General features: G+C 61.7%; 22 protein-coding genes. 9 read left to right on the top strand and 13 right to left on the bottom strand.

The window, feature by feature from the left end:
* The first annotated feature begins 92 nt into the window (after positions 1-92).
* The gene (locus QZ498_RS05075) at positions 93-539 is read left to right on the top strand and encodes a c-type cytochrome (RefSeq protein WP_294620650.1); all 447 of its coding nucleotides are present in this window, start codon (positions 93-95) and stop codon (positions 537-539) included.
* 2 nt (positions 540-541) lie between these two features.
* Here QZ498_RS05075 and QZ498_RS05070 read toward each other — a convergent pair whose 3' ends face one another.
* The 8 genes from QZ498_RS05070 to QZ498_RS05035 form a co-directional block, all read right to left on the bottom strand.
* The gene (locus QZ498_RS05070) at positions 542-895 is read right to left on the bottom strand and encodes a hypothetical protein (RefSeq protein WP_294620649.1); all 354 of its coding nucleotides are present in this window, start codon (positions 893-895) and stop codon (positions 542-544) included.
* An 80-nt stretch (positions 896-975) separates the two neighbouring features.
* Entirely contained in the window at positions 976-1,749 is a 774-nt protein-coding gene (cobM, locus tag QZ498_RS05065) for a precorrin-4 C(11)-methyltransferase (RefSeq protein ID WP_294620648.1), read from the bottom strand.
* Between the two features lie 67 nt (positions 1,750-1,816).
* A complete protein-coding gene (gene cobJ / locus QZ498_RS05060) occupies positions 1,817-3,613 on the bottom strand; it encodes a precorrin-3B C(17)-methyltransferase (RefSeq protein WP_294620647.1) in 1,797 nt (598 codons plus the stop codon).
* Positions 3,604-4,305 (bottom strand): precorrin-2 C(20)-methyltransferase, encoded by a 702-nt coding sequence (cobI, locus tag QZ498_RS05055; RefSeq protein ID WP_294620646.1) that lies wholly within the window; start codon positions 4,303-4,305, stop codon positions 3,604-3,606. The genes cobJ and cobI overlap by 10 nt, the downstream gene beginning before the upstream one ends.
* Positions 4,306-4,384: 79 nt before the next feature.
* Positions 4,385-5,587, bottom strand: a complete 1,203-nt coding sequence (cbiE, locus tag QZ498_RS05050; protein ID WP_294620663.1) for a precorrin-6y C5,15-methyltransferase (decarboxylating) subunit CbiE — start codon at positions 5,585-5,587, stop codon at positions 4,385-4,387.
* 11 nt (positions 5,588-5,598) lie between these two features.
* Positions 5,599-6,237: a precorrin-8X methylmutase gene (locus tag QZ498_RS05045; protein WP_294620645.1), complete on the bottom strand. Its 639-nt coding sequence runs from the start codon at positions 6,235-6,237 to the stop codon at positions 5,599-5,601.
* 72 nt (positions 6,238-6,309) lie between these two features.
* A complete protein-coding gene (locus tag QZ498_RS05040) occupies positions 6,310-7,581 on the bottom strand; it encodes a sirohydrochlorin chelatase (RefSeq protein ID WP_294620644.1) in 1,272 nt (423 codons plus the stop codon).
* 4 nt (positions 7,582-7,585) lie between these two features.
* Positions 7,586-7,810, bottom strand: coding sequence for a DUF6732 family protein (locus QZ498_RS05035; RefSeq protein WP_294620643.1), 225 nt, complete (start codon positions 7,808-7,810; stop codon positions 7,586-7,588).
* A gap of 300 nt (positions 7,811-8,110) precedes the next feature.
* Here QZ498_RS05035 and QZ498_RS05030 point away from each other — a divergent pair, with 300 nt between their 5' ends.
* Positions 8,111-9,088 carry a glutathione S-transferase family protein gene (locus QZ498_RS05030; protein WP_294620642.1) on the top strand — a complete coding sequence of 326 codons (978 nt, stop codon included), beginning with the start codon at positions 8,111-8,113 and terminating at the stop codon, positions 9,086-9,088.
* Between the two features lie 190 nt (positions 9,089-9,278).
* Here the strand turns inward: QZ498_RS05030 and QZ498_RS05025 are convergent, their stop codons facing one another.
* Positions 9,279-9,686, bottom strand: a complete 408-nt coding sequence (locus tag QZ498_RS05025) for a cupin domain-containing protein (protein WP_294620641.1) — start codon at positions 9,684-9,686, stop codon at positions 9,279-9,281.
* A 286-nt stretch (positions 9,687-9,972) separates the two neighbouring features.
* On the opposite strand from QZ498_RS05025, the gene rpmB reads away from it, so the two are divergent.
* Both rpmB and QZ498_RS05015 read left to right on the top strand, forming a co-directional pair.
* A complete protein-coding gene (gene rpmB, locus QZ498_RS05020; protein ID WP_294620640.1) occupies positions 9,973-10,263 on the top strand; it encodes a 50S ribosomal protein L28 in 291 nt (96 codons plus the stop codon).
* 496 nt (positions 10,264-10,759) lie between these two features.
* The gene (locus QZ498_RS05015; RefSeq protein WP_294620639.1) at positions 10,760-11,236 is read left to right on the top strand and encodes a copper chaperone PCu(A)C; all 477 of its coding nucleotides are present in this window, start codon (positions 10,760-10,762) and stop codon (positions 11,234-11,236) included.
* Positions 11,237-11,278: 42 nt separating this feature from the next.
* Here QZ498_RS05015 and QZ498_RS05010 read toward each other — a convergent pair whose 3' ends face one another.
* The gene (locus tag QZ498_RS05010; RefSeq protein ID WP_294620638.1) at positions 11,279-11,977 is read right to left on the bottom strand and encodes an NAD-dependent deacylase; all 699 of its coding nucleotides are present in this window, start codon (positions 11,975-11,977) and stop codon (positions 11,279-11,281) included.
* Between the two features lie 43 nt (positions 11,978-12,020).
* Here QZ498_RS05010 and QZ498_RS05005 point away from each other — a divergent pair, with 43 nt between their 5' ends.
* The 3 genes from QZ498_RS05005 to QZ498_RS04995 all read left to right on the top strand — a co-directional run bounded on the left by QZ498_RS05005 (position 12,021) and on the right by QZ498_RS04995 (position 14,611).
* On the top strand, positions 12,021-12,458 hold the full coding sequence (locus QZ498_RS05005; protein WP_294620637.1) for a low molecular weight protein-tyrosine-phosphatase: 438 nt from the start codon (positions 12,021-12,023) through the stop codon (positions 12,456-12,458).
* Positions 12,459-12,592: 134 nt separating this feature from the next.
* Positions 12,593-13,891 carry a histidinol dehydrogenase gene (gene hisD / locus QZ498_RS05000; protein ID WP_294620636.1) on the top strand — a complete coding sequence of 433 codons (1,299 nt, stop codon included), beginning with the start codon at positions 12,593-12,595 and terminating at the stop codon, positions 13,889-13,891.
* 36 nt (positions 13,892-13,927) lie between these two features.
* Positions 13,928-14,611, top strand: a complete 684-nt coding sequence (locus QZ498_RS04995; RefSeq protein WP_294620635.1) for an amino acid racemase — start codon at positions 13,928-13,930, stop codon at positions 14,609-14,611.
* A 56-nt stretch (positions 14,612-14,667) separates the two neighbouring features.
* On the opposite strand, the gene QZ498_RS04990 is transcribed toward QZ498_RS04995, so the two are convergent.
* Positions 14,668-15,318 (bottom strand): Hint domain-containing protein, encoded by a 651-nt coding sequence (locus QZ498_RS04990; RefSeq protein ID WP_294620634.1) that lies wholly within the window; start codon positions 15,316-15,318, stop codon positions 14,668-14,670.
* Between the two features lie 207 nt (positions 15,319-15,525).
* Positions 15,526-16,170 carry a sulfotransferase family 2 domain-containing protein gene (locus tag QZ498_RS04985; RefSeq protein ID WP_294620633.1) on the bottom strand — a complete coding sequence of 215 codons (645 nt, stop codon included), beginning with the start codon at positions 16,168-16,170 and terminating at the stop codon, positions 15,526-15,528.
* Between the two features lie 139 nt (positions 16,171-16,309).
* On the opposite strand from QZ498_RS04985, the gene QZ498_RS04980 reads away from it, so the two are divergent.
* Both QZ498_RS04980 and QZ498_RS04975 read left to right on the top strand, forming a co-directional pair.
* Entirely contained in the window at positions 16,310-17,938 is a 1,629-nt protein-coding gene (locus QZ498_RS04980) for an AMP-binding protein (protein WP_294620632.1), read from the top strand.
* Between the two features lie 254 nt (positions 17,939-18,192).
* Complete coding sequence (locus tag QZ498_RS04975; protein ID WP_294620631.1) at positions 18,193-19,218, top strand: hypothetical protein; 1,026 nt, start codon at positions 18,193-18,195, stop codon at positions 19,216-19,218.
* 63 nt (positions 19,219-19,281) lie between these two features.
* Here the strand turns inward: QZ498_RS04975 and QZ498_RS04970 are convergent, their stop codons facing one another.
* Entirely contained in the window at positions 19,282-20,745 is a 1,464-nt protein-coding gene (locus QZ498_RS04970; protein WP_294620630.1) for an SPOR domain-containing protein, read from the bottom strand.
* Positions 20,746-20,792: the final 47 nt, after the last annotated feature.

Raw genomic sequence — 20,792 nt, 5'->3', positions numbered from 1 at the left:
GTCCAGTGGCGATGCCCTCACGCAAGGGTGATTTGCATTGGCCCGCCAGCGCGCGATGCTGCCATCCAAGCATCAACCACGCCGGAATCCGCATGAAACGCTTCGCCCTCGCTCTTTGCCTTCTCGCCTCGCCCCTCTGGGCCGAGGCCCCGGCTGGCCTCCTGCCCTACACCGATGCAGCCGCCATCGAAAACGGACAAGCCATTTATCAAGCCCAATGCGCCGCCTGTCACGGCGCAGGCCTAGAAGGCGAAGACAACTGGCGCGACCGTGACGAAAATGGCTACCTGCCCGCGCCACCCCATGATGAAACCGGCCACACATGGCACCATCCCGACACACAGCTTTTCATGATCACCAAGCACGGTACCGAGGCCATCGTCGGCAATGGCTACAAAAGCAACATGATGGGGTTCGGCGGCATCCTGTCAGATCAGGAGATTCTCGAGGTGCTGGCCTATATCAAATCCACGTGGCCCCGCCGCGTGATCGCTATCCACAACCGCATTAATCAAGACGCCATGGGGGCAGCCAACTAACCTCAGCCGTAGTTTTCGATCAATCCCACCGGCGCATTCTCGGCACGCTCATAATCCAAGGGTTGTTCATCCGCAGCAGCCGTCATCTGCTTCACCTCATAGCGAATCTCGCCGCCTTCTTCTTCCGAGGCCACGATCAGGCAGCGCGAAAGGTGCCGCGTCCCGTCATACAAATCCACCAAACCCCGCAAATGCGGGGCCTGTGCCGCGTCAACGGCAAAACCATTGTCTGACAGACGCAAGACCTTCAATCGCTGGTTCCCGGCCTCAAGCGCCAAACGGCTGGATCGCTTGAGAGCGCGCTTGCGCGCCTGATCCAACCCCGCCTGTATGTCATCCGGCAATACCGTAATCATGGCATCCATTCCCTTTGTTCGGACAACCACCATAGGCATTAACTATGACCGGCCAATGACGATTGTCACCGCCGCACGGATTAAACGCGTTCCGTGGCTTTCGGTCGCAAGACATGCGGCATCGCGGGATCGTAAAGCGCGCTTTCGGTGAACTCGCTGATCTGCCCCAGAACCGGCCCAACCAGAATAAGCGCCGTCCGCGTGATCTTCTCATCCCGCACCTTCAGGCGAATATCGCTCAGCGTGCCCCGGATGAACATCTGGTCCGGCCAACCCACCCGATAGGCCACCACCACCGGGCAGTCTGCGCCATAGTAAGGCGTCAGAACCCGCTCGATCTCCCGCAGGGCGCGCACCCCCAGATGGATGGCCAGCGTCGTGCCCGTCCGCGCAAAATTCTCAAGCGTTTCGCCTTCGGGCATCGAGGTGGATTTCATGCTCACCCGGGTCAGCACGATGGATTGCCCAATCTCCGGCACGGTCAATTCCTGACCCAAAGCAGCGGCAGCGGCGGCATAGGCAGGCACACCGGGAATGATCTGGTAATCAATTCCATCGGCGCGAAGGCGGCGGATCTGCTCGGCAATCGCCCCGTAAAGCGACGGATCGCCCGAATGCACCCGCGCCACATCCTGCCCCTTGGCGTGCGCCTCCTTGATCACGCCATGCGTGTCATCCAGCGTCATCGGCGCGGTATCCATCACAAGCGCCCCTTCTGGCGCACAGCCCACCACCTCAGCCGGCACCAGACTACCGGCATAAAGGCACACCGGGCATTCCCCGATCACCCGCTCGGCCTTCTTGGTCAAAAGCTCCGGGTCGCCCGGACCCGCGCCAATAAAATAAACCGTCATGTCATCTCTCCTTCACGGGATGGCGGGCGGGGCGCCTTTGCCCTGCAAGGGCAAACAGCGCCGCGCGTCATCCCCGGCCTTGGGCCAAATCCCCATCAATCTTGCGCGCATAACCGCGCGGCGTGAACATCCGCGGCCCCTCGCCCAAATGCGCAAGCCGTGAGTTGCTCGACCCGATCAAGACCACGGTCAGCATATCCACCTCATCCACCTGCAAATCCTCCAACCGGCGATAGCGCACATGCTCCTCCGGACGGCCCAGATTGCTGGCCAGCATCACCGGCGTATCCGCCGGGCGATGCTGCAACAGGATATCCCGCGCCTCGGCCAGAAGCGTCCGGCGCGTCTTGCTCACCGGGTTGTAGAAGGCAATCACGAAATCCCCCTCCGCCGCCGCCCGCAGCCGCCGCAAAATATCCTCGCGCGGGGTCAACAAATCCGACAACGAAATGGTGCAGAAGTCATGCCCCAAGGGTGCCCCGGCCCGCGCCGCCGCACCCTGAAGCGCAGAAACCCCCGGCGAACAGACCACATCCACCCGGTGCGCCGCATCGCTCACACCTTCGTTCTCGGGCGCACGATCCAACAGCTCGAACACCAGCGCCCCCATCGCATAAATCCCGGCATCGCCCGAACAGACCAAGGCCACGTTGCGCCCCTCCGCCGCCCGCTCCAAGGCATAGCGGCACCGCGCCTCTTCCCCGCCCAACGGAAAATCGCTGCGCTGCTTGCCCGCCGCCAGCGGCCCCAAAAGGTCAATGTACAACCCATAGCCCACCAATTCCTCCGCCTCTGCCACAAGGCGGCTCACCTCCGGCGTGCGCCAACTGGCCTGTCCCGGCCCGATGCCGACAACGCTCAAACGCCCGCGCGACCGGCCCGGCATCTCGGTGATCGGCGCGGCGGCCCGGCTCAGCGCACAGGTGGCATTCGCGGTCTTGCGCTTTTCGGCCACCAAATCCCCGCCACAGGCCAAGGCAGCCCCCTCGCTCACCCCATGACAGCCCACCTCAGCAAAAACCACCTCCGAAGGGTTCGGTACCGGTTGCGCCTCCAACTCTGCCGCCGTGAACAGGCGCAGGGGCACCCCCAACCGCGCCGCCACCACGTTCATCGCAGGCTCATCCGCCTTCAGGTCGATTGAGGCCACGCATGCCACCGCCCCCGGCGCAACATTCGCCTCGGCCAGAACCTCCTGCACAAGCGCCCAAAGCTCCTCCGGGTCAGCATTGCGCGCACAACCCAAGCCCAGCGCATAACGCTGCGGATGGTAGACAAGCCGCGCCTCACTGCCCTCAACCGGCGCCTCGCTTACAAAAAGCTCAACCGCGCCGCCCCTGTCCTCGATGCCAAAGATATTCTCACCCGACACCGAAACACCTGCCCCCGACAGCATCGCCGCCATCGCGCCCTTGGCATCCTCCGGATTGGCCAAGCGATACCCCAAGGGCGGCGCATCCAAAGCCACGCCCATGGCCACATCTCCCGCCGTGGTGACGGCTGAAACCGCCTCTAGCCCTGCAGCAATCTCAGATGCCAAACGATTGGCCCCGCGATGCCCGCCCAACAAAGGCACCACGACACCGCCATCGTCCGACACGGACACAACCGGCGGCTCAGCGGTCTTATCGGCCAACAAAGGCGCCACCGCCCGGATCAAAATTCCACTCGCGCAAACGCCAACCACCGGCACCCCGGCGGCAAACAAATCCCGCGCATGGTCCAAAGCATTGGGGAAAAAGGCATCCGCCTTTTCAACCCGCCCCTCGCGGCCATGCACCTGCGCCCCCAAAAGGGCCGCCACGCGGTGCGCCACATCTTCACCCGACCGGCTCAGCGCCAGAACAACAGGTTTCACAGCCATGGATCGGCCCCTTTCGTCAGCAAGATCATCGAAAAATAGGGCGCCTTCCCCGGCGCCTCGGCAAGCGGGCAAACCACCTCTTCGGGCAGGCTCGCGCGCTCAATGTAAACCGCACGGTCGGTCAGGCCCAATTCGCCTATGACCCCGCGAATTTTCTCCAGATGCCGCCCCACTTTCATGATGGCGACACTCTCGGCCCCGTCGATCCGGGCGCGCAACTCCGCCTCGGGCAAGGGCCCCGGCAAAACCGTCAACCGCTCATTGCGCGCGGCCAAGGGCATGCCCGCCCGCGCCGCACAGGTGGTGATCGAGGTCACACCCGGCACCACCTGCACCTCAAACCGTTCCGACAACCGCGCGAAAAGATACATGAAAGAGCCATAGAAAAACGGGTCTCCCTCACACAGGCACACCACATCACGGCCCGCCGCCAGTTCCTCGGCAATCTCGGCCGCACCCTTGTCATAAGCCGCCTGCGCCGGGGCGCGCTCGGTGGTCATCGGCACATCCATGACGATCTCGCGCGCACTTGCCGGGATCACCCCCGCCGCAATCGACCGCGCGAAGCTCTCACCCCCCGCAAGGCTGGGATAGGCCACCACCTCGGCCCCTGAAATCAACCGATGCGCCCGCAGCGTCATCAGTTCCGGGTCTCCGGGGCCAAGCCCAACGCCATACAAAACGCCACTCATAGCGCAGCCCCCGGCTTCATCTTTCCCAAAATACTCCCGCCGGAGGCATCCAACCCCCGCCAAATGCGCAACCGCCCGATCATCGCTTCACAAGGCTCCACTGGGTGACTGGCATCAAGGGCCGCCACCCGGTCAGGCCGCCCACAGGCTCGGCCCGGTTGACCATCAGCTTCACAAGCTGTCCACCGCGCTCCTTGTGCAACTCCAAAAGCAGCGCCTCGCTCTCAAGCGTCACCGCATTGCACACCATCCGCCCCAGCGGCCGCAGCGCGCCCCATGCCGCCTCAAATGTCTCACGGCTCAAACCGCCACCGATGAACACCGCATCGGGCGCGGCCAACCCGTCCAAAGCCTCCGGCACCCGGCCCTCGACCAATTCCAGCTTCGGCACACCCAGCGCCAGCGCATTCGCCGCCGCCATGGCCCGCCGATCCGCTCGTGGCTCAATACCAATCGCCCGCGCATAGCGCGCCCCGCGCATCCACTCCACCGCGACCGAGCCACAGCCGGTGCCGATATCCCACAACAAAGCCCCCCGCATCGGCATCAGCTTGGCCAGCGTGGCCGCGCGCACTTCCTGCTTGGTCATCGTCCCATCATGCTGGAACAGCTCATCGGCCAGCCCCGGCACGCGCGGCAAAAGCGCGGCATCGGGGGCGGCGATGCATTCCACCGCCATGGTATTGAAGGCCGGCACCTCATGGTCCCAGTCTTCGGCAACCCCGTCGAACCGCGCTTCTTCGGCCCCGCCCATATTGGCCAAGACAGTCAGCTTGGATCGGCCAAAGCCCCGCTCGGTCAGGAACCCGGCAATCTGCGCCGGGGTCTCCGCCCCTGTGGTCAGGATCAACAGCCGCGCATCGGGCTGGATAAAGGCGATCATCTGCTCCACGGGCCGGCCATGCACCGTCAGCGTTTCCACATCCGGCAAAGACCACCCCATGCGCGCCGCCGCCAACTGAAAAGCCGAGAGTTGCGGGTGATAGGTGATCTCACCCGGGTCAATCTCACGCCCGATCCGCGCACCGACCGAAAACCACAAAGGGTCCCCCGTCGCCAGTACCACGACCCGGCGGCCCTTGAAGCCTTCCAGCATCTCGATCAACGCATTGAAGGGGCTGGGCCAGGCCACGCGCTCAGCCGTGACATTGTCCGACAGCTTGTGATGCCGGTCCCCGCCGACAATCACCTCGGCGGCCTCCACAACGGCGCGGGTGGCGGGCAGCAGGCCCTCCATACCATCCTCGCCGATCCCCACGATATGCAGCCACGGCTCTTTCATGTCGCTCACACTCATTTCGCAATCTCCGGCAATCCGGCGGCCAAGGCATTCACCGCCGCCGAGGCTATGGCCGACCCACCGCGCCGCCCGCGCAGGGCGACAAAGTCACAGCCGCGCGGATTGTCGGCCAGTTCCGCCTTGCTTTCGGCTGCCCCCACGAACCCCACCGGAAAGCCAAGGATCACCGCCGGTTTCGGCGCGCCCTCGTCCAGCAATTCCAACAAATGGAACAGCGCCGTGGGCGCATTGCCAATGGCCACCACCGCGCCTTCCAGATGCTCGGCCCACAACTCCACCGCCGCCGCCGAACGCGTGTTCCCAATCCCCGCCGCAATGCCCGGCACCTTCGGGTCGTTCAGCGTGACGATCACTTCGTTGCCAGCGGGCAAATACCGCCGGATAATCCCCGCACCAACCATCTCGCAATCACACAGCACCGGCGCACCCGCCTGCAAAGCCGCACGACCCGCCTCATAGGCCCCGGGTGAAAAGGCCAACCGGTCAGCGACTTCCACCATACCGCAGGCATGGATCAACCTGATGGCAAGCGCCTCCATCCCCGGCCCGAAACGCTCCAACCGGGCCTCACGGCGGACGGTGGCAAAGCTCTCGGCATAGATGGCTTTGGGGTTCTTTTCGTAGGGACGCACGGCCTTAGCCCTTCGCTATGTGGCCCCCGCAGGACAGCCTCCGGCGGGGATATTTCAAAAAAGAAGAAAGGCTCAGGCCCGGGTTTTCCGCGCGCTCTCCGGCCCATGCGGGTGGTCGGCATGCGGATACTCGGCATGGTGATGATGGTGGTGATGGTCGTGATCATGATCGTGATGGTGGTGGTGATGATCGTGACCGTGATCATGCCCATGATCGTGGTGATGATGGTGGTGGTGATGCCCCTGCCCTTCCAAGCGGCAAAGCCCCGTGCAGAAGGTATCGCAGAGGGTGCAATCCGCCACGTTCGAGCCCGGCGCACTGGCCCCTTGCCCTTCCACATGGTGGTGGTGGCTTTCCTGCACAGCCCCCACCTCGGCCTCGAACCCCAGAATGGTGGTGCGATACTTGCACAACACGCAAGTGGGCGGCGGCACATCGCTAAAGGCCACATGGCCCGCGCCCTTGGCTTCGGCCAAGGCGCGGCGTTGCTCGGGCGTGATTTCCCGCGCGCCCTCGCCCTCGATGGCCAAAACCTGCGTGCGGTACTGGCAGGTGCCACAGTTGGGCGGCGGCGTCGCACTGGTCTGTTCCATCACCCGCTCGGCAAAGGTTTCCAGAACCTTGGGATGATCCCCCAGATAGCCCGCCTTGAAAAACTGGGTTTCCGGATGCTCGGCCGCCACCTGATCGGTAAAGCCATAAATCCGGTCAATCAGAATGCCCGAAAACAGGAAATACGGGAAAACGATCACCCGCTTGTAACCCAGCTTCGCCACATGCTGCAGGCACGGCTCCACCAGTGGGAAGGTCACACCCGAATACCCCACCTCGCACCAGCCAAAGCCCATGCCCTCCTGCAACATCCGGGCGATCTTGGCGACATTGCCATTGGCATCGGGGTCCGACGCGCCCCGCCCAATGACCACCAGGCAAGTGTCATGCAACGACACGTCGCCGGCCTCGGCATTGGCGCGCTCAACAGCCTCCTGAATGCGGCCACCGGCGGCGGCGATCATCTTGGGGTCCACCCCCAATTCCCGGCCATACTGCACATTGATGCCGTGCTTGGTGGCATAGGTGTTCAAAACCGTGGGAATATCGTTCTTGGAATGCATCGCGGCGAAAAGCATCCCCGGCACCGCCAAGATACGCTCGCACCCCGCCTCGCGCAGCTTGTCCAGACCGTCACGAATGACCGGATTGGCAAATTCGAGATAGCCGTACTCCATCTCCCAATCTTTGGGCAGATAGGGCGGCAGCTTCTCGGCCAAAGTCGCAAATTCATCCACCGCCGACTGACTACGAGAGCCATGCCCACAGATCATCACACCAGTCTTGACCATACGCTCAGGCCTCCTGCAATTCTTCGTCGGCGGCCTCATCGCCCTCGGCCTCTTCCGTGGCCTCATCCTTGCGGCCCTTCAGCCCGGCCCAAAGCCCGATGGCAATCGCCGCACCAAGTGCTGCGGCACCCAGCCAATGACCGTGCCCCGCCACTTCGGCCAAATGCCCGGGATGCGCCTGCGCACCACTGGCCGCCAAAAGCGCTACCAAAAGAATTGCGTGTTTCATGGGATTTCCCCCTTTTACCACCTCGCCCCTTGAGGCCCCGGAAAGGAGGGTCGCGGCCCGAAAACCGCCTGACGATCTCAGGCCAAGACCCCCGGCTTGGGTCGGTCCTCCCTGCACACCTTTCCGGCCCCTCGGGGCATCGTCCCCCTCCGTATACGCCCCCCAAGCCCCACGCGCAAACCGAGAAACGCCACACCACGCACGGCCCGCGACATGTGCAGGCCCGCACGAACCCTGCGCGGCCACAGGGCTGTTTGCCCCCGGCGCGCTCACCTAGTTTTCACCGAAAGGAGGCGCATCATGGGACTACTCATCGACGGCGAATGGCACGACCGCTGGTATGACACCGACAGCACCGGTGGCAAATTCCAACGCGACACCTCGAAATTCCGCAACTGGATCACCGCAGATGGCGCACCCGGCCCCAGTGGCGAGGGCGGTTTTGCCGCAGAATCAGGGCGTTACCATCTTTATGTCTCTCTCGCCTGTCCTTGGGCCCATCGCACATTGATCTTCCGCACGCTCAAGGGTCTTGAGCCGCATATCGGCATGTCCGCTGTTCACCCCGATATGCTCTCGGACGGGTGGGAATTCCGCACCGACTACCCCGGGGCCACTGGCGATGACCTCTATGGGTTTGATTATGCCCGCGAGCTTTACACCAAAGCCAAGCCCGACGCCTCGGGCCGCGTCACCGTGCCAATCCTCTGGGACAAAACCCGCGAAACCATCGTCTCCAACGAATCGGCCGAGATCATCCGCATGTTCAATTCGGCCTTCGACGAGATCACCGGCAACACCGATGACTACTGGCCCAAAGACCTGCGCGAGGCGATCGAGCCTGTGAACGCCCGCATCTACGACACCGTCAACAACGGCGTCTACAAATCCGGCTTCGCCACCACCCAAGAGGCCTATGAAGAAGCGGTCCATCCTCTCTTCGATAGCCTCGATTGGCTAGAGGAACGGCTTGGCGAAAACCGCTATATCATGGGCGACAGGCTGACCGAGGCCGACTGGCGGCTTTTCACCACCCTCATCCGTTTTGACGCCGTCTATCACGGCCACTTCAAATGCAACCGCGCCCGCATCGTCGACTACCCCAACCTCTGGGGCTACCTGCGCGAGCTTTACCAATGGCCCGGCGTGGCCGAGACGGTGAACTTCGACCACATCACCCGGCACTACTACTATAGCCACGACACCATCAACCCGCACCGCATCGTGCCCATTGGCCCACAGCTTGACCTGATGTCGGACCACGGGCGCGGCCCTTGAAATAACAACCCTGCCGCAAGGGTCAGGCGTGGCTCTATGGGTATTTTTGCCAAGAAAAAGCAGGCCGGTTTTTTCTTGGCCCAAATACCCTAGGGGGAGTCGCCCAAAGGGCGGCAGGGGCAGCGCCCCCAAGGCAGGCTATCCATCGCATTGCGCCACAGAAGGCTTGCCAAACGGTAAACCGACCGCGCTATCGCGTGGTCCGGCGATACTCCGCATCACTCACCTGATCCAGCCAATCGGCCACCCGGCCCGCATCGTCGGCCTCCTGCATGGCGAGGTGACACATCTGGCTGTCTGGCGCGGCGCCGTGCCAGTGCTCCACCCCCGGCGGAATCCAGACCGTATCACCCGGGCGGATCACCTTCGGCGGCTCGCCGCGCAGGCCCACCAGCCCGACACCCGACAAGACATGCAAGGTCTGCCCCAAGGGATGGGTGTGCCACGCGGTGCGCGCTTCGGGGTCAAAGGTCACCTTCAGGGCGCGCAGCCGCGCCGGGGCCTCGGCCTCGACCACCGGCTCTTGCCAAACCCGTCCGGTGAACCACTCCGGATTGGCCAGTCTGCAAGGCCGCTCTCCGGCTCGCATGATCTTCATTGTTGCACCTCCCTTGTCATTGCCTCACCGCCCGAAAATAGCGCCAAACCGTACGACTCGTACGAAAGTTTTTTGCAGCCTGCGGATTTTCGTACGAAACTCCCCCCTCGGGCGTACGAGTCGTACGAAACCTGGCGCGCCCTTGACAAAGGCCGCGCCGAATCCCTTGACGCCCTCCCCGTTTCCCCCTAAAGACCCGGTGATGAATTCGGGGCGCTGCCTATGGCGGTGCCCGTTTGTATTGAGCAGGGCTTCGTTAAGCCCCAGCAAACACGAGGAAAAGCCCATGTCGCGCCGCTGCGAACTGACCGGAAAAGGCCCGATGGTTGGCAACAACTCCAGCCACGCCAACAACAAAACCAAGCGCCGCTACCTGCCCAACCTGCAGGACGTGTCGTTGCAGTCCGAAACCCTGGGCCGCGCGATCAAGCTGCGAATCACTGCTTCTGCCCTGCGCAGCGTCGACCACCGCGGTGGTCTGGACGGCTACCTTGCCAAGGCAAAAGACACCGAACTGTCGGCCAACGCTCTGAAAGTGAAGAAAGAAATCGCCAAAGCACAGGCCCCGAGCGCCTAAGCAACGCGTTTTTTAGAATTGTTTTGACAGCCCCGTCCTTTTGGTCGGGGCTGTTGCGTTTTGTCGCTTTTCTTTGGTGCCGCGGAATGCCTATATCTCGGGCATGATGCGCAGCTTGCGGCCATACCTTGCCCTTTGCCTCGCCCTGCTTCTGACCCTTACAAGTCAGACCATGGCGACTGCCCGTGGCGCCCCCACGCCTGTTGGGCAGGCGGTGCTTTGCACAGGGACAGGCCCGGTCACGATTCTTGTCGATGCTGAAGGGCAACCCACGGGGCAAGTTCACATCTGCCCTGACTGCGCCCTGAACTTCCTTGATGGCGTGCCTGCTCCGCTTGCGAAGGCAGCCACGGTTCCGCAGGTCACCTCAGTTCAAGCCATTGAATTTAGAGACGAAATCCAACCATCCGCACCACAAGCCTTTGCCGCACGCGCGCCTCCTGAAGCGGTCTGACCCACAAACCTCAGACAATATTCAATACTTCAGGAGAGACCAATGTCCTTCAAATCCATCGCCTTCGCGACCCTCGCCAGCCTTGCCACCGCCCTGCCGGCCATGGCCGCCGATATCATGGTCGAAGATGCCTATGCCCGGTCCTCGGCCATGTCCGCCAAAACCGGCGCGGCCTTCATGATGATCCACAACCACGGCGACGCCGAAGACCGCTTGATCGGCGCGGCCTCCCCCGTTTCCAAACTCGTGCAACTGCACACCCACAAGGAAGATGCCAATGGCGTCATGAAAATGATGCATGTGGAGGAAGGTTTCGCCCTGCCTGCGGATGGGATGATCAAAATGCAGCGCGGCGGCCATCACGTCATGTTCATGGGCCTTACTGAACCATTTGAACAGGGTGATATGATCCCCCTCACCTTGACCTTTGAAAAGGCGGGTGAGATGGAAATCGAAGTGCCTGTCGATCTGGAGCGCCAACCTATGGGCGGTCACAATCACGGGCAAATGTCCAATTGATTTCAATACCTTGCCGGGCCGACACAGGCCCGGCATAGCCTATCAGTTTTGGCGGGTGAGTTCCTCGTCCACCCAAAGCGGCACAACTTCTGAGGCAGGCCCGTGCCTTGTCTCGGCAAAGTCGCGGGAGTTGACGGAAGGCTCAAGGTTCAACTCTACCGTATGCGCCCCGGCACGCCCCGCATGTTGCCCGAAGGCCGCCGCCGGATAGACCTGCCCCGAAGTCCCAATCGCAGCGAATACATCCGCGCCTTCAAGATGTCGCCAGATTTCTTCCATGTCATAAGGCATCTCACCGAACCAAACGACATCGGGCCGCGTCGCCGTGGCCTGACAGGCCGGGCAATGATCGTCTGGAGCCATAACCAGAGGCGCATCCCAGCGATGCTCACAGGCGGCGCAAAGGGCGCCGTTCAGTGCCCCATGCATGTGCATTACCCCTGTCGCTCCCGCAGCCTCGTGCAAACCATCCACGTTCTGCGTGACGATCACAACCTCTCCCTTGGCCTCGCGTTGCAACCGCGCAAGGGCGTCATGGGCGGGGTTGGGTTTGGCCTCGGCGGCCTGCGCCCGCCGGGCATTGTAGAAGTCATGCACCAGCTGTGGATTGCGTGCGAAACCTTCGGGCGTGGCCACATCCTCAATCCGGTGCTGCGCCCAAAGCCCATCTTCATCGCGAAAGGTGCCCAAACCGCTTTCGGCGGAAATGCCCGCGCCGGTCAAAATGACGATCTTTTCCATTCCCCCTCCTTGGCTTATGCCTTTGTGCCCAAAGGAGACTGCGATGACCACCAAAATCCTTTTCGTTTGCCTTGGCAATATCTGCCGCTCGCCCGCCGCCGAAGGGGTGTTTCGCAGTTTGGCCCCGGAGGTTGAAACCGATAGCGCAGGCACCGGAAGCTGGCACGTTGGAGAACCGCCCTATGGCCCGATGCAGGCGGCGGCGCAGGCACGCGGGCATGACCTTTCAGACCTGCGCGCGCGGCAGTTTCATACCGGAGATTTCAGCGCTTTTGACCTGATCATCGGGATGGACGACGCCAATATCGAAGACATCGAACGCCTGCGTCCGGCGGGCAACGCGACACCCGTAAAACGCTTCACGGATTATGCGCCGGGTTGCGGTTTGGATCACGTTCCTGACCCGTACTACACGCGGGATTTCGATGCTGTGCTGGACATTGTTGAAGAGGCCGCAAAAGGCCTGCGCGCCAGTCTGTGAGGGCCGACTGCCCGCTTTCGGCTTTTCCGAACATGACTTTCGCGGCCTGAAAAAAGACCCGGCGCGATCCATGCTGCCCCTTGCCCTGTGGCCCTGTGCGGCCCCATTCAAGAGGCAACAAGGAGATATCCGCCATGCCCATCACGCCGTTCAAGACAGCCCCCGGAGAGGCCCCGCAAACCGCCGCCGATATCATCGACACGGTGCAAATCATGCTGGCCCGTTTGCGGCAGGGCGGCGGGCAAGTGGCGCTTGAATATGCCCGCACGCTCGACAACTGGCAGGGGCAGGTCACTGTCTCTAGCGAGGCGATCGCCGAGGCCGTGGCCAAGGTGCCGCAAGACCTCAAAGACGATATACAATGGGCGCATGACAACATCAGCCGCTTTGCCGCCGCTCAGCGCGCCACGGCACAGGATATGGAAGTGGAACTGCGCCCCGGTCTCATTGCCGGGCAAAAGCAAATCCCGCTGGCGGCGGCGGGCTGCTATGTTCCCGGCGGGCGCTATACGCATATCGCCTCGGCGTTGATGTCGATTGCCACGGCACGCGAAGCGGGCGTGGCCGATATCACCGCCTGTTCGCCACCCAATGGGGCCGAGGGCATCCCCGCCCCCATGCTCTATGCCATGCAACTTGCCGGGGCGAGCCGGATCCTGTGTATCGGTGGTGTACAGGGCGTGGCGTCCATGGCCTTTGGCATGTTCGGCGCGCCGCCCGCTGATATTCTGGTTGGCCCCGGCAATGCCTATGTCGCTGAAGCGAAACGACAATTGTTCGGCCCCATCGGGATCGACATGTTTGCCGGGCCCACCGACAGTCTGGTTTTGGCCGATGAAACCGCCGATCCGCTGACGGTGGCCGTCGATCTGGTCAGTCAGGCCGAGCATGGCGCCAACAGCCCTGTGTGGCTGGCCACAACGCACCGGCCACTGGCCGAGGCGGTGATGGACGAGGTGCCGCGCCTGATTGCCGACCTGCCAGAGCCGAACCGCAGCGCCGCCGAGGTGGCATGGCGCGATATGGCCGAAATTGTCCTGTGCGACACAGCCGAGGACATGGCGCAATATGCCGACCAAAAAGCCCCCGAACACCTGCATGTTCAGGCCCGCGATTTAACCTTCTGGCGCGAGCGTTTGCGCGCCTATGGCTCATTGTTCCTGGGCGAGAACACCACCGTCAGCTTTGGCGACAAGGCTGCGGGGCCAAACCATGTTCTGCCCACCTCGGGCGCGGCGCGGTATACCGGTGGGCTATCGGTGCATAAGTTCCTGAAAACAGTGACTTGGCAGAAAGTCGATGAGCGGGCCCTGCCCGATCTGGCCCGCGTCAGCGCTCGCATCAGCCGCGAGGAACGGATGGAGGGCCACGCCCGTAGCGCCGATATTCGGCTTGATCGTCTGGCCGATACCGGCAAACTGAGTGCCGGGTAGTCCTAGACGCCGCTGCGCGAACAAAGGAAAACGGATATGAAAACTATCGGCATCCTTGGTGGGATGGGGCCGGAGGCCACGATCTTGCTGATGCAAAAGGTATTCGACGCGGTGCCCGATGCCCGCGACGACGCCGATCACATACCGATGATCGTTCACCAGAACCCGCAGGTCCCCAGCCGGATCAAGGCCTTGATCGAAGGCACCGGCGAGGACCCGGCGCCGGTGCTCGCGCATATGGCGCAAGACCTTGAAAAAGCAGGTGTTTCCGCACTGGCAATGCCCTGCAACACAGCGCATCACTATGCACCGATTATCGAGGCGGCGAGCAGCCAGCCCCTTTTGAACATGCTGGACTTGACCGCCAACCATTTGGCGCAGTCCGGAGCCCGAAAGATTGGTATGCTGGCCTCTCCGGCAACCCGTTTGACAGGGGTTTTCGACGCGCCCTTTTCTGAACGCGGGCTGAGACAGCTGACGCTGCCAAACGATGATGAGCTTTTGCAAGTGATCCGTGCAGTAAAGGCGGGCAAGCCCGCCGCGGAAACCGGCCCCGAGCTTTCCCGGCTTGCGCAGGTTTTGCTGGATCAAGGCGCCGATCACCTGCTTGTCGCTTGCACGGAATTGTCTTTGTTGACCAGCCACTTACCAAGCCCTACAACATGGACTGACAGCCTGGATTGCCTGGCGTCCGCGATTGTCTCATTCGCGCGGTCTTGAAACATCAAGGCGCACGGAATGAAGCCGACACTACCGTTGACAGCACGTGCCCGATTTCAAGCGGCGGCGGCGTTGTCTAGATAACGCGGGGACGCCGGGCCTGAGCAGGTGCCAACAGCCTCGATATGATCGACAAGGCGCAGGGCCTCGTGCACCGGCAAGATGGAATACAATGACTCATCACCGGCCAATGACCGCTCGATCAAGTCGCGCGACGAGGGGCAAAAGAATAGTGCACCACTGTCGCTGAATACCACTTGTTCATCCGCAAAATGCAGCAGGATCACCTCGGCATTCGGTGCCGGGGGCGAACGGTCAATGCCGCGGATGCCTTCAAGAACACGGGCCCGAACAAGTGCGAAGGGATCATCATAAAGGGCTTCGGCAGTGTCGCTTTCCAACATGACAGGTTGGCCCGGAAGGATTTTCATATTGGTGCGATTGCCCAAGACACCCGTAGGCACGCAAAGCGGCCAAAAGCGGCGGGGGCAATCCCCTTCGCCGTCCCACAGGCGAACACGCGTGACCTTGGTGACGGACTGAAGGTTGTTGTCGAAGGTCAGCACTTGATCACCTTCCGAAATCGTCTCGATCCCGCGCCAGCCCATGGCGGTTGCCACCCGTGTACCGGTCATCAACCCTGTCATCACACCCGTGGCCGCGCCATCAATCGCGCCTGTTACTTCCACTGTACGTTTGGTCCCCATAGATGGTGCAGACATCCAACCAAGCATTTCGCCAATCCTCGCTTTCTCGACCCGTGGCTACCAGCCGCCGGTCTGATGAGACGATAAAGAGCGATTCTCGTGCCGCTCCTTGGTCAGAAACAGGGCCGAAATGCGGCACTGTTCACGTTTCGGCATCAATGAGCATTAGAATTTGAAACTAATCGTCGGTTTAGCATTAACCAATACTTAATAAATATACCCAAACCGCTCGATATCTTGCGTAAACAGGGATTGGACCAGAGCCGAATCGCTTTGGGTATAATAGTTGCGATAATCACGATCACGGGTTGACTGGTTGTTAACAGGCAGATCGAGACGGAACCCAAGGTGGTCCCACAGGGGTGCACTGTCTTCCTCGAATTGCTCCAACCGGATGAAACTATCGCAAACCTCGCGCCCTTGGGCATCTGTCACGTAATACCCGTAGGGCGCGGCGCGCATCGCGGATTGAGTACTGGGGTCGTTCAGAAACGTCGTGAACTCAACCTGTTTTGCCAGAGTCACAGCCGGATGGTCGAAGGCTTGCGTTCGTAGCCAGTGATAGTAACTGACCATTCTGTCCCACGGGTTGCGGACCAAGGTAAAGACAAAGGCGCTTTCGATCTCGGTGGTCGAAACCAGACCGTCAATATCGGCCAGTGTCGAGTGTTTCCATAACCGCCCGGCTGTTTGAATTCCCTTAAGGCGCTTTCGGCGGCGCTTGGCCTTGGGCGTGTCACCGATCAGGATGTCATCCTTTTTCGCCCGTTCTTCCAGTGCAAGCATCATGGAGGTGCCTCCAGTCTTGGGAATATGGACGAAAATGAAGTTGCGACCGGGCGAGATAATCATGTGACGCACGCTAGGACCAAGGCCGCCCGGGGACAAGTGCTTGGCCACCCTATCCAGAGGACCATTAACATTTGCTTACAGCAGCAAACTCAATAAGGTTTCCTGCACCTTAACGCAGGGGAATCAGGGAGGAGAGGCCATGGGCTGGATGCGGGACGAAACCGGGCTTGAAAGGAATGCGGCGAACTTCGTGCCATTGACGCCGCTGTCACACCTGAAACGCGCCCGCCGCCTGTATCCAGACCAAGAAGCGGTGGTTTATAAGTCCATCCGCCGGACATATTCGGACTATTACGAACGCTGTACACGGCTGGCGTCGGGACTGGCGAAACTGGGTATTGCGCCGGGTGACGTGGTTGCCACGATCCTTCCCAACCTGCCCGCCCATGCCGAAGCGCATTTCGGCGTCCCGGCCTGCGGGGCGGTTTTGAACGCGGTCAACACCCGGTTGGAAGCCGACACGATCTCGTACATCCTCGATCATGGGGAGGCCAAGGCCGTACTTGTCGACCCGCAGTTCCTGCCGGTTCTGGCCGATGCCATGGAACAGATGGAAGGCCCCGCGCCCATCGTGATCGAGGTGGCCGATGACGAGGCGGGCGTGCATGCCCATGGGCATTACACCGAATATGAGGAGCTGTTGGCCTCGGGCGATCCTAATTTCGAGTGGATCATGCCAGAGGACGAGTGGGAAAGTCTTGCGTTGAACTATACCTCGGGCACCACAGGGCGGCCGAAAGGCGTGGTTTATCATCACCGTGGCGCCTATCTGATGACGATGGGAACGGCGGTGACATGGCCGATGCCGCGATACGCCAAGTACCTGACAATCGTACCGCTTTTCCACTGCAACAACTGGAATCACACCTGGATGATGCCGATGGTGGGCGGCACCGTCGTGTGCTGTCGCGACATCACGGCCAAGGCCATTTACGATGCGATTGCGGATGAAGGGGTGACGCATTTCGGGGCGGCGCCGATTGTTCTGAATACCATCGTCAATGCCAAGGACGAGGAGCGGCGGCCTTTTGACCATGTGGTCGAGGTTTTCACCGCCGGTGCGCCGCCGCCCGCGGCAACGCTTCGCGCGATCGAGCCGTTGGGCTTCCATGTCACGCAGGTCTACGGACTGACGGAGACCTATGGCCATGTGACCGAATGCATCTGGCAGGAAAGGTGGGACGACCTGAAGGACGAAGACCGTTACGCCATCAAGGCGCGTACCGGCGTCACCATGCCCATGGCCGAGGACATTACGGCGATGGACCCCGAGACCATGGAACAGACACCCATGGACAGCACCACGCAGGGCGAGATCATGATCCGCGCGAATACGGTGATGAAGGGATACCTGAAGAACCCCAAGGCAACTTTGGAAAGTTTTTCAGGGGGTTACTTCCATTCCGGCGACCTCGCCATTCAGCATCCGGATGGCTATTTGCAGATTGCCGACCGCGCCAAGGATATCATCATCTCGGGAGGGGAAAACATCAGCTCGGTCGAGGTTGAGGGCGTTTTGATGATGCACCCCGCGGTTCTGCTTTGCGCTGTGGTCGCCAAGCCTGACGAGAAATGGGGTGAAGTGCCTTGTGCCTTCGTGGAGGTGAAGGACGGGGCCGACACGAACGAGGCCGAACTCATTGCCTTTGCCCGCGAGCGGCTGGCGGGGTTCAAGACACCCAAGGCGGTGGTGTTTCAGGAATTGCCGAAAACATCGACCGGCAAGATTCAGAAATTCGAACTGCGGCAGGTGGCACGCGGCATGTAACCGGGAGAATCACCGCCAAGCCTTTGGTTAACAAGAAAAAACCCTTGCGGCATTGCGTCGGTTTCACGTCGGTATCACGTCGGTATTTTTGGCCGGATCCCCGCGGATTAACACTGCGTACGATGCAAAACGTACGAAACGTACGTGGGTTTCGTACGTGTCTCCGCGCCGATGAGTCAGCACCATAGGCGATAGACGCCCTGTACCACACCGTGCTAACCTGCTGCGAAAGAGGCAGAGCAGGCCCATCCGACATGACCGCATTGAGTGAATATCACAGGCTTGAGGCTTCGGGTCTGTGGCGTGCATCGCCCGAGGACCAGCGGAGCGAGGTTATCGTTTCGATCGGCGATGCGACGCTGGTGATCTCGGACATGCAGGACCGCGCATTGGCGCATTGGTCTTTGGCGGCGGTGGATCGGGCCAACCCGGGCGAGACCCCGGCGATTTACCACCCGGATGGCGACCCCGGCGAGACCCTGGAACTGGCCGAAAACGAAGAGCAGATGGTTGAGGCCATCGAAAAGCTGCGGGCCGCGATCGAGCGGCGGCGCCCCCACCCCGGCCGCCTGCGGCTTGTGATGTTTCTGGCTTCGGTTCTCGCCGTGGCGGGATTGGCCGTATTCTGGCTTCCGGATGCGGCGAAAAACCATGCGGTGTCCGTCGTGCCAGAGGTGAAGCGAACAGAGATCGGCGAGGGGCTTTTCGGGCATATTCAACGCGTCACCGGCCCGGCCTGTCGGGATGCGGGGGGGCGCGAGGCGCTTGCCAGACTGGCGCGCCGGTTGCCCGGTACAGGCGGCGCGGGCCATTTGGCCGTCATGCGCGGCGGCGTGAAAGATGCGGTTGCCCTGCCCGGCGGCACAATCCTGATCAACCGTAGCTTGGTCGAGGATTTCGAAGACCCGGATGTGGTGGCTGGCTATATCATTGCTGAACGATTGCGCACGCAGCTGCATGACCCGCTGAATGATTTGCTGGAGCATGCCGGGCTATGGGCGACCATCACCCTGTTGACCACCGGGGATCTGGGCGAGGAGACCTTGACCGCCTACGCCGAGCATCTTCTGACCGATGAGCGCCCGGAACTGGACGAGGAGGTTCTGCTCAAGGGGTTCGAGACATGGCAAGTCCGGTCGACCCCTTACGCCTATGCGCGCGATATCTCGGGGGAAACGACCTTGGCCCTGATCGAGGCGGACCCCTATGCCGCAGCCTCGCCCGAGCCTGTGTTGAGCGATGCAAATTGGCTTCGTTTGCAGGGCATTTGCGGTAGCTGAGGCGGATAAACGGCCAAAAAAGCGCCCAAGGGGGCGCTTTTTCGTATCAATCATGTGAAGCGATCAGCTGCCCGGACGCGCCTGACCATACCCCTTGCCGCGCACCTTGCGCAGGGCGCGGTCAAGCTGTGGCTGAGTGCGGAAGGGGCCGACCTTGACCATTGAGAAGGATTCACCACCGCGGGTCACACGGCCCATGCGCGTCGGAAGGCCGGAGTTGGCCAACCGTTGCGCCGCGCGCTGTGCTTGGGTCGCATCTCGGAACGCGCCGACCTGCACATAGGAATGGCTTGCCTTGCGAACCATTGTCTTTTGCGGCGTCGTTTCGGGGGCCACGGAGCGTGTCGACACGTTTGACTTGCGCGGGGCCGCCTGCCGTGTCGAGACAGTGGCGCGGCGAGAGGTATTCGCAACCCGTTGTGGCGGCAGCACGACACGCCCTCGGGTCGCCACGGTCACGCCAGCGGCGCGTTGCGCCTCGAAGCTGGTATAGGGGTATTGCAGGCCCGGATACATGTAGCTGATGTCGCGTCCGGTGTTTCGGTCAATCAGGTAGCGGGGCACGGTGTTGGACCATGCCACCTCCATCTGTGCCATACCAGCGAAAGTCTGATGCGCGCGCTTGGTGTTCAGGCGATCATCATCCCAGACGGGTTTGTAGCCCTCTGGCACCGAGATGCCGACCGTGCTGTTTTGCTGGTTCTGATAGACGTGCTTGGGCGCGACGCGAATGTGCTGGTTCGCGGTTGTCCTGTAGGTCCCCGACGCGGGTTGCCGTATTATCGGTTGTGGTGCGGTTTGCGCAGTGGTGTAGGATGCCACCTGCGGCGCACGTGGTGCACGCATCGCATTGGCGCGTGCCGTGCGACTTTGAACAACCGAAACATGCGGTGTGGCTTGCGGCCCGCAGCGAACGCTCATACCGGGCGCGGTGCGGTAATACTGGCGGGAAATGGCACTGGCACCTTGGCAGGCCGGTTCGCCCGTGCGGGCAGGCACGGTTTTCGCCATGCGTTTGGGCTGTGGCTTGGGCGCGGTTTGCGGGGCTTGGGCTTTGCGTTTGACCACCTTCGTCACGGTCTTGGGCGGCGCGGCGGCGGATTCTGACTTTTGAACGCGCGCCGCAACCCTTGGTTGCGCCGGACGCTTGACGATCTTTTCCTGTGCCTTGGGTTGAGGGGCGGGTTCCGCTTGGGGCTCGGAGGCTTGTTTGATCTTGATTTGTTCGGGTTCGGCCGCGGGCGCGGCAGCGGTTTGCGTGGGCTTGGCCGGTTGTCCTGCCAAACTGGGTTTGAACCCGCAGATCGGCGTGCGATCACGCGACACGCGCGGCACCCAGTTCACGTTGCCGTCGATCCCGGCACGCACGTAGACGCAGCCACGGCTATCGACATATTGGCGGCCCTCGTAGGAGGCGGGCGGGAATTCGGCCGGAACCTGAACATCGGCCATGTCCTGCGCCTGCACAAATCCTATACCCATTGAAGCGGCGATAACGGCGCTCGCCAAGATACGTTTCACCAGCATGTTGTCCCCCAAGACAGATTGGGGAATCTTGCCCTATTTGTTCCGCT

It is taken from the genome of uncultured Roseovarius sp., from assembly GCF_913057115.1.
GTDB lineage: Bacteria > Pseudomonadota > Alphaproteobacteria > Rhodobacterales > Rhodobacteraceae > Roseovarius.
The sequence above is the reverse complement of the archived record's forward strand: the minus strand, read 5'-3'. Positions and strand labels throughout refer to the sequence as shown.

What these genes read in the sequence shown, in the direction of transcription:
- QZ498_RS05075 (WP_294620650.1), top strand. Translation starts at nt 93, where the DNA reads ATGAAACGCTTCGCCCTCGCTCTTTGCCTTCTCGCCTCGCCCCTCTGG.
- QZ498_RS05070 (WP_294620649.1), bottom strand. Translation starts at nt 895, where the DNA reads ATGATTACGGTATTGCCGGATGACATACAGGCGGGGTTGGATCAGGCG.
- cobM (WP_294620648.1), bottom strand. Translation starts at nt 1,749, where the DNA reads ATGACGGTTTATTTTATTGGCGCGGGTCCGGGCGACCCGGAGCTTTTG.
- cobJ (WP_294620647.1), bottom strand. Translation starts at nt 3,613, where the DNA reads ATGGCTGTGAAACCTGTTGTTCTGGCGCTGAGCCGGTCGGGTGAAGAT.
- cobI (WP_294620646.1), bottom strand. Translation starts at nt 4,305, where the DNA reads ATGAGTGGCGTTTTGTATGGCGTTGGGCTTGGCCCCGGAGACCCGGAA.
- cbiE (WP_294620663.1), bottom strand. Translation starts at nt 5,587, where the DNA reads ATGAAAGAGCCGTGGCTGCATATCGTGGGGATCGGCGAGGATGGTATG.
- QZ498_RS05040 (WP_294620644.1), bottom strand. Translation starts at nt 7,581, where the DNA reads ATGGTCAAGACTGGTGTGATGATCTGTGGGCATGGCTCTCGTAGTCAG.
- QZ498_RS05035 (WP_294620643.1), bottom strand. Translation starts at nt 7,810, where the DNA reads ATGAAACACGCAATTCTTTTGGTAGCGCTTTTGGCGGCCAGTGGTGCG.
- QZ498_RS05030 (WP_294620642.1), top strand. Translation starts at nt 8,111, where the DNA reads ATGGGACTACTCATCGACGGCGAATGGCACGACCGCTGGTATGACACC.
- QZ498_RS05025 (WP_294620641.1), bottom strand. Translation starts at nt 9,686, where the DNA reads ATGAAGATCATGCGAGCCGGAGAGCGGCCTTGCAGACTGGCCAATCCG.
- rpmB (WP_294620640.1), top strand. Translation starts at nt 9,973, where the DNA reads ATGTCGCGCCGCTGCGAACTGACCGGAAAAGGCCCGATGGTTGGCAAC.
- QZ498_RS05015 (WP_294620639.1), top strand. Translation starts at nt 10,760, where the DNA reads ATGTCCTTCAAATCCATCGCCTTCGCGACCCTCGCCAGCCTTGCCACC.
- QZ498_RS05010 (WP_294620638.1), bottom strand. Translation starts at nt 11,977, where the DNA reads ATGGAAAAGATCGTCATTTTGACCGGCGCGGGCATTTCCGCCGAAAGC.
- QZ498_RS05005 (WP_294620637.1), top strand. Translation starts at nt 12,021, where the DNA reads ATGACCACCAAAATCCTTTTCGTTTGCCTTGGCAATATCTGCCGCTCG.
- hisD (WP_294620636.1), top strand. Translation starts at nt 12,593, where the DNA reads ATGCCCATCACGCCGTTCAAGACAGCCCCCGGAGAGGCCCCGCAAACC.
- QZ498_RS04995 (WP_294620635.1), top strand. Translation starts at nt 13,928, where the DNA reads ATGAAAACTATCGGCATCCTTGGTGGGATGGGGCCGGAGGCCACGATC.
- QZ498_RS04990 (WP_294620634.1), bottom strand. Translation starts at nt 15,318, where the DNA reads ATGGGGACCAAACGTACAGTGGAAGTAACAGGCGCGATTGATGGCGCG.
- QZ498_RS04985 (WP_294620633.1), bottom strand. Translation starts at nt 16,170, where the DNA reads ATGATTATCTCGCCCGGTCGCAACTTCATTTTCGTCCATATTCCCAAG.
- QZ498_RS04980 (WP_294620632.1), top strand. Translation starts at nt 16,310, where the DNA reads ATGGGCTGGATGCGGGACGAAACCGGGCTTGAAAGGAATGCGGCGAAC.
- QZ498_RS04975 (WP_294620631.1), top strand. Translation starts at nt 18,193, where the DNA reads ATGACCGCATTGAGTGAATATCACAGGCTTGAGGCTTCGGGTCTGTGG.
- QZ498_RS04970 (WP_294620630.1), bottom strand. Translation starts at nt 20,745, where the DNA reads ATGCTGGTGAAACGTATCTTGGCGAGCGCCGTTATCGCCGCTTCAATG.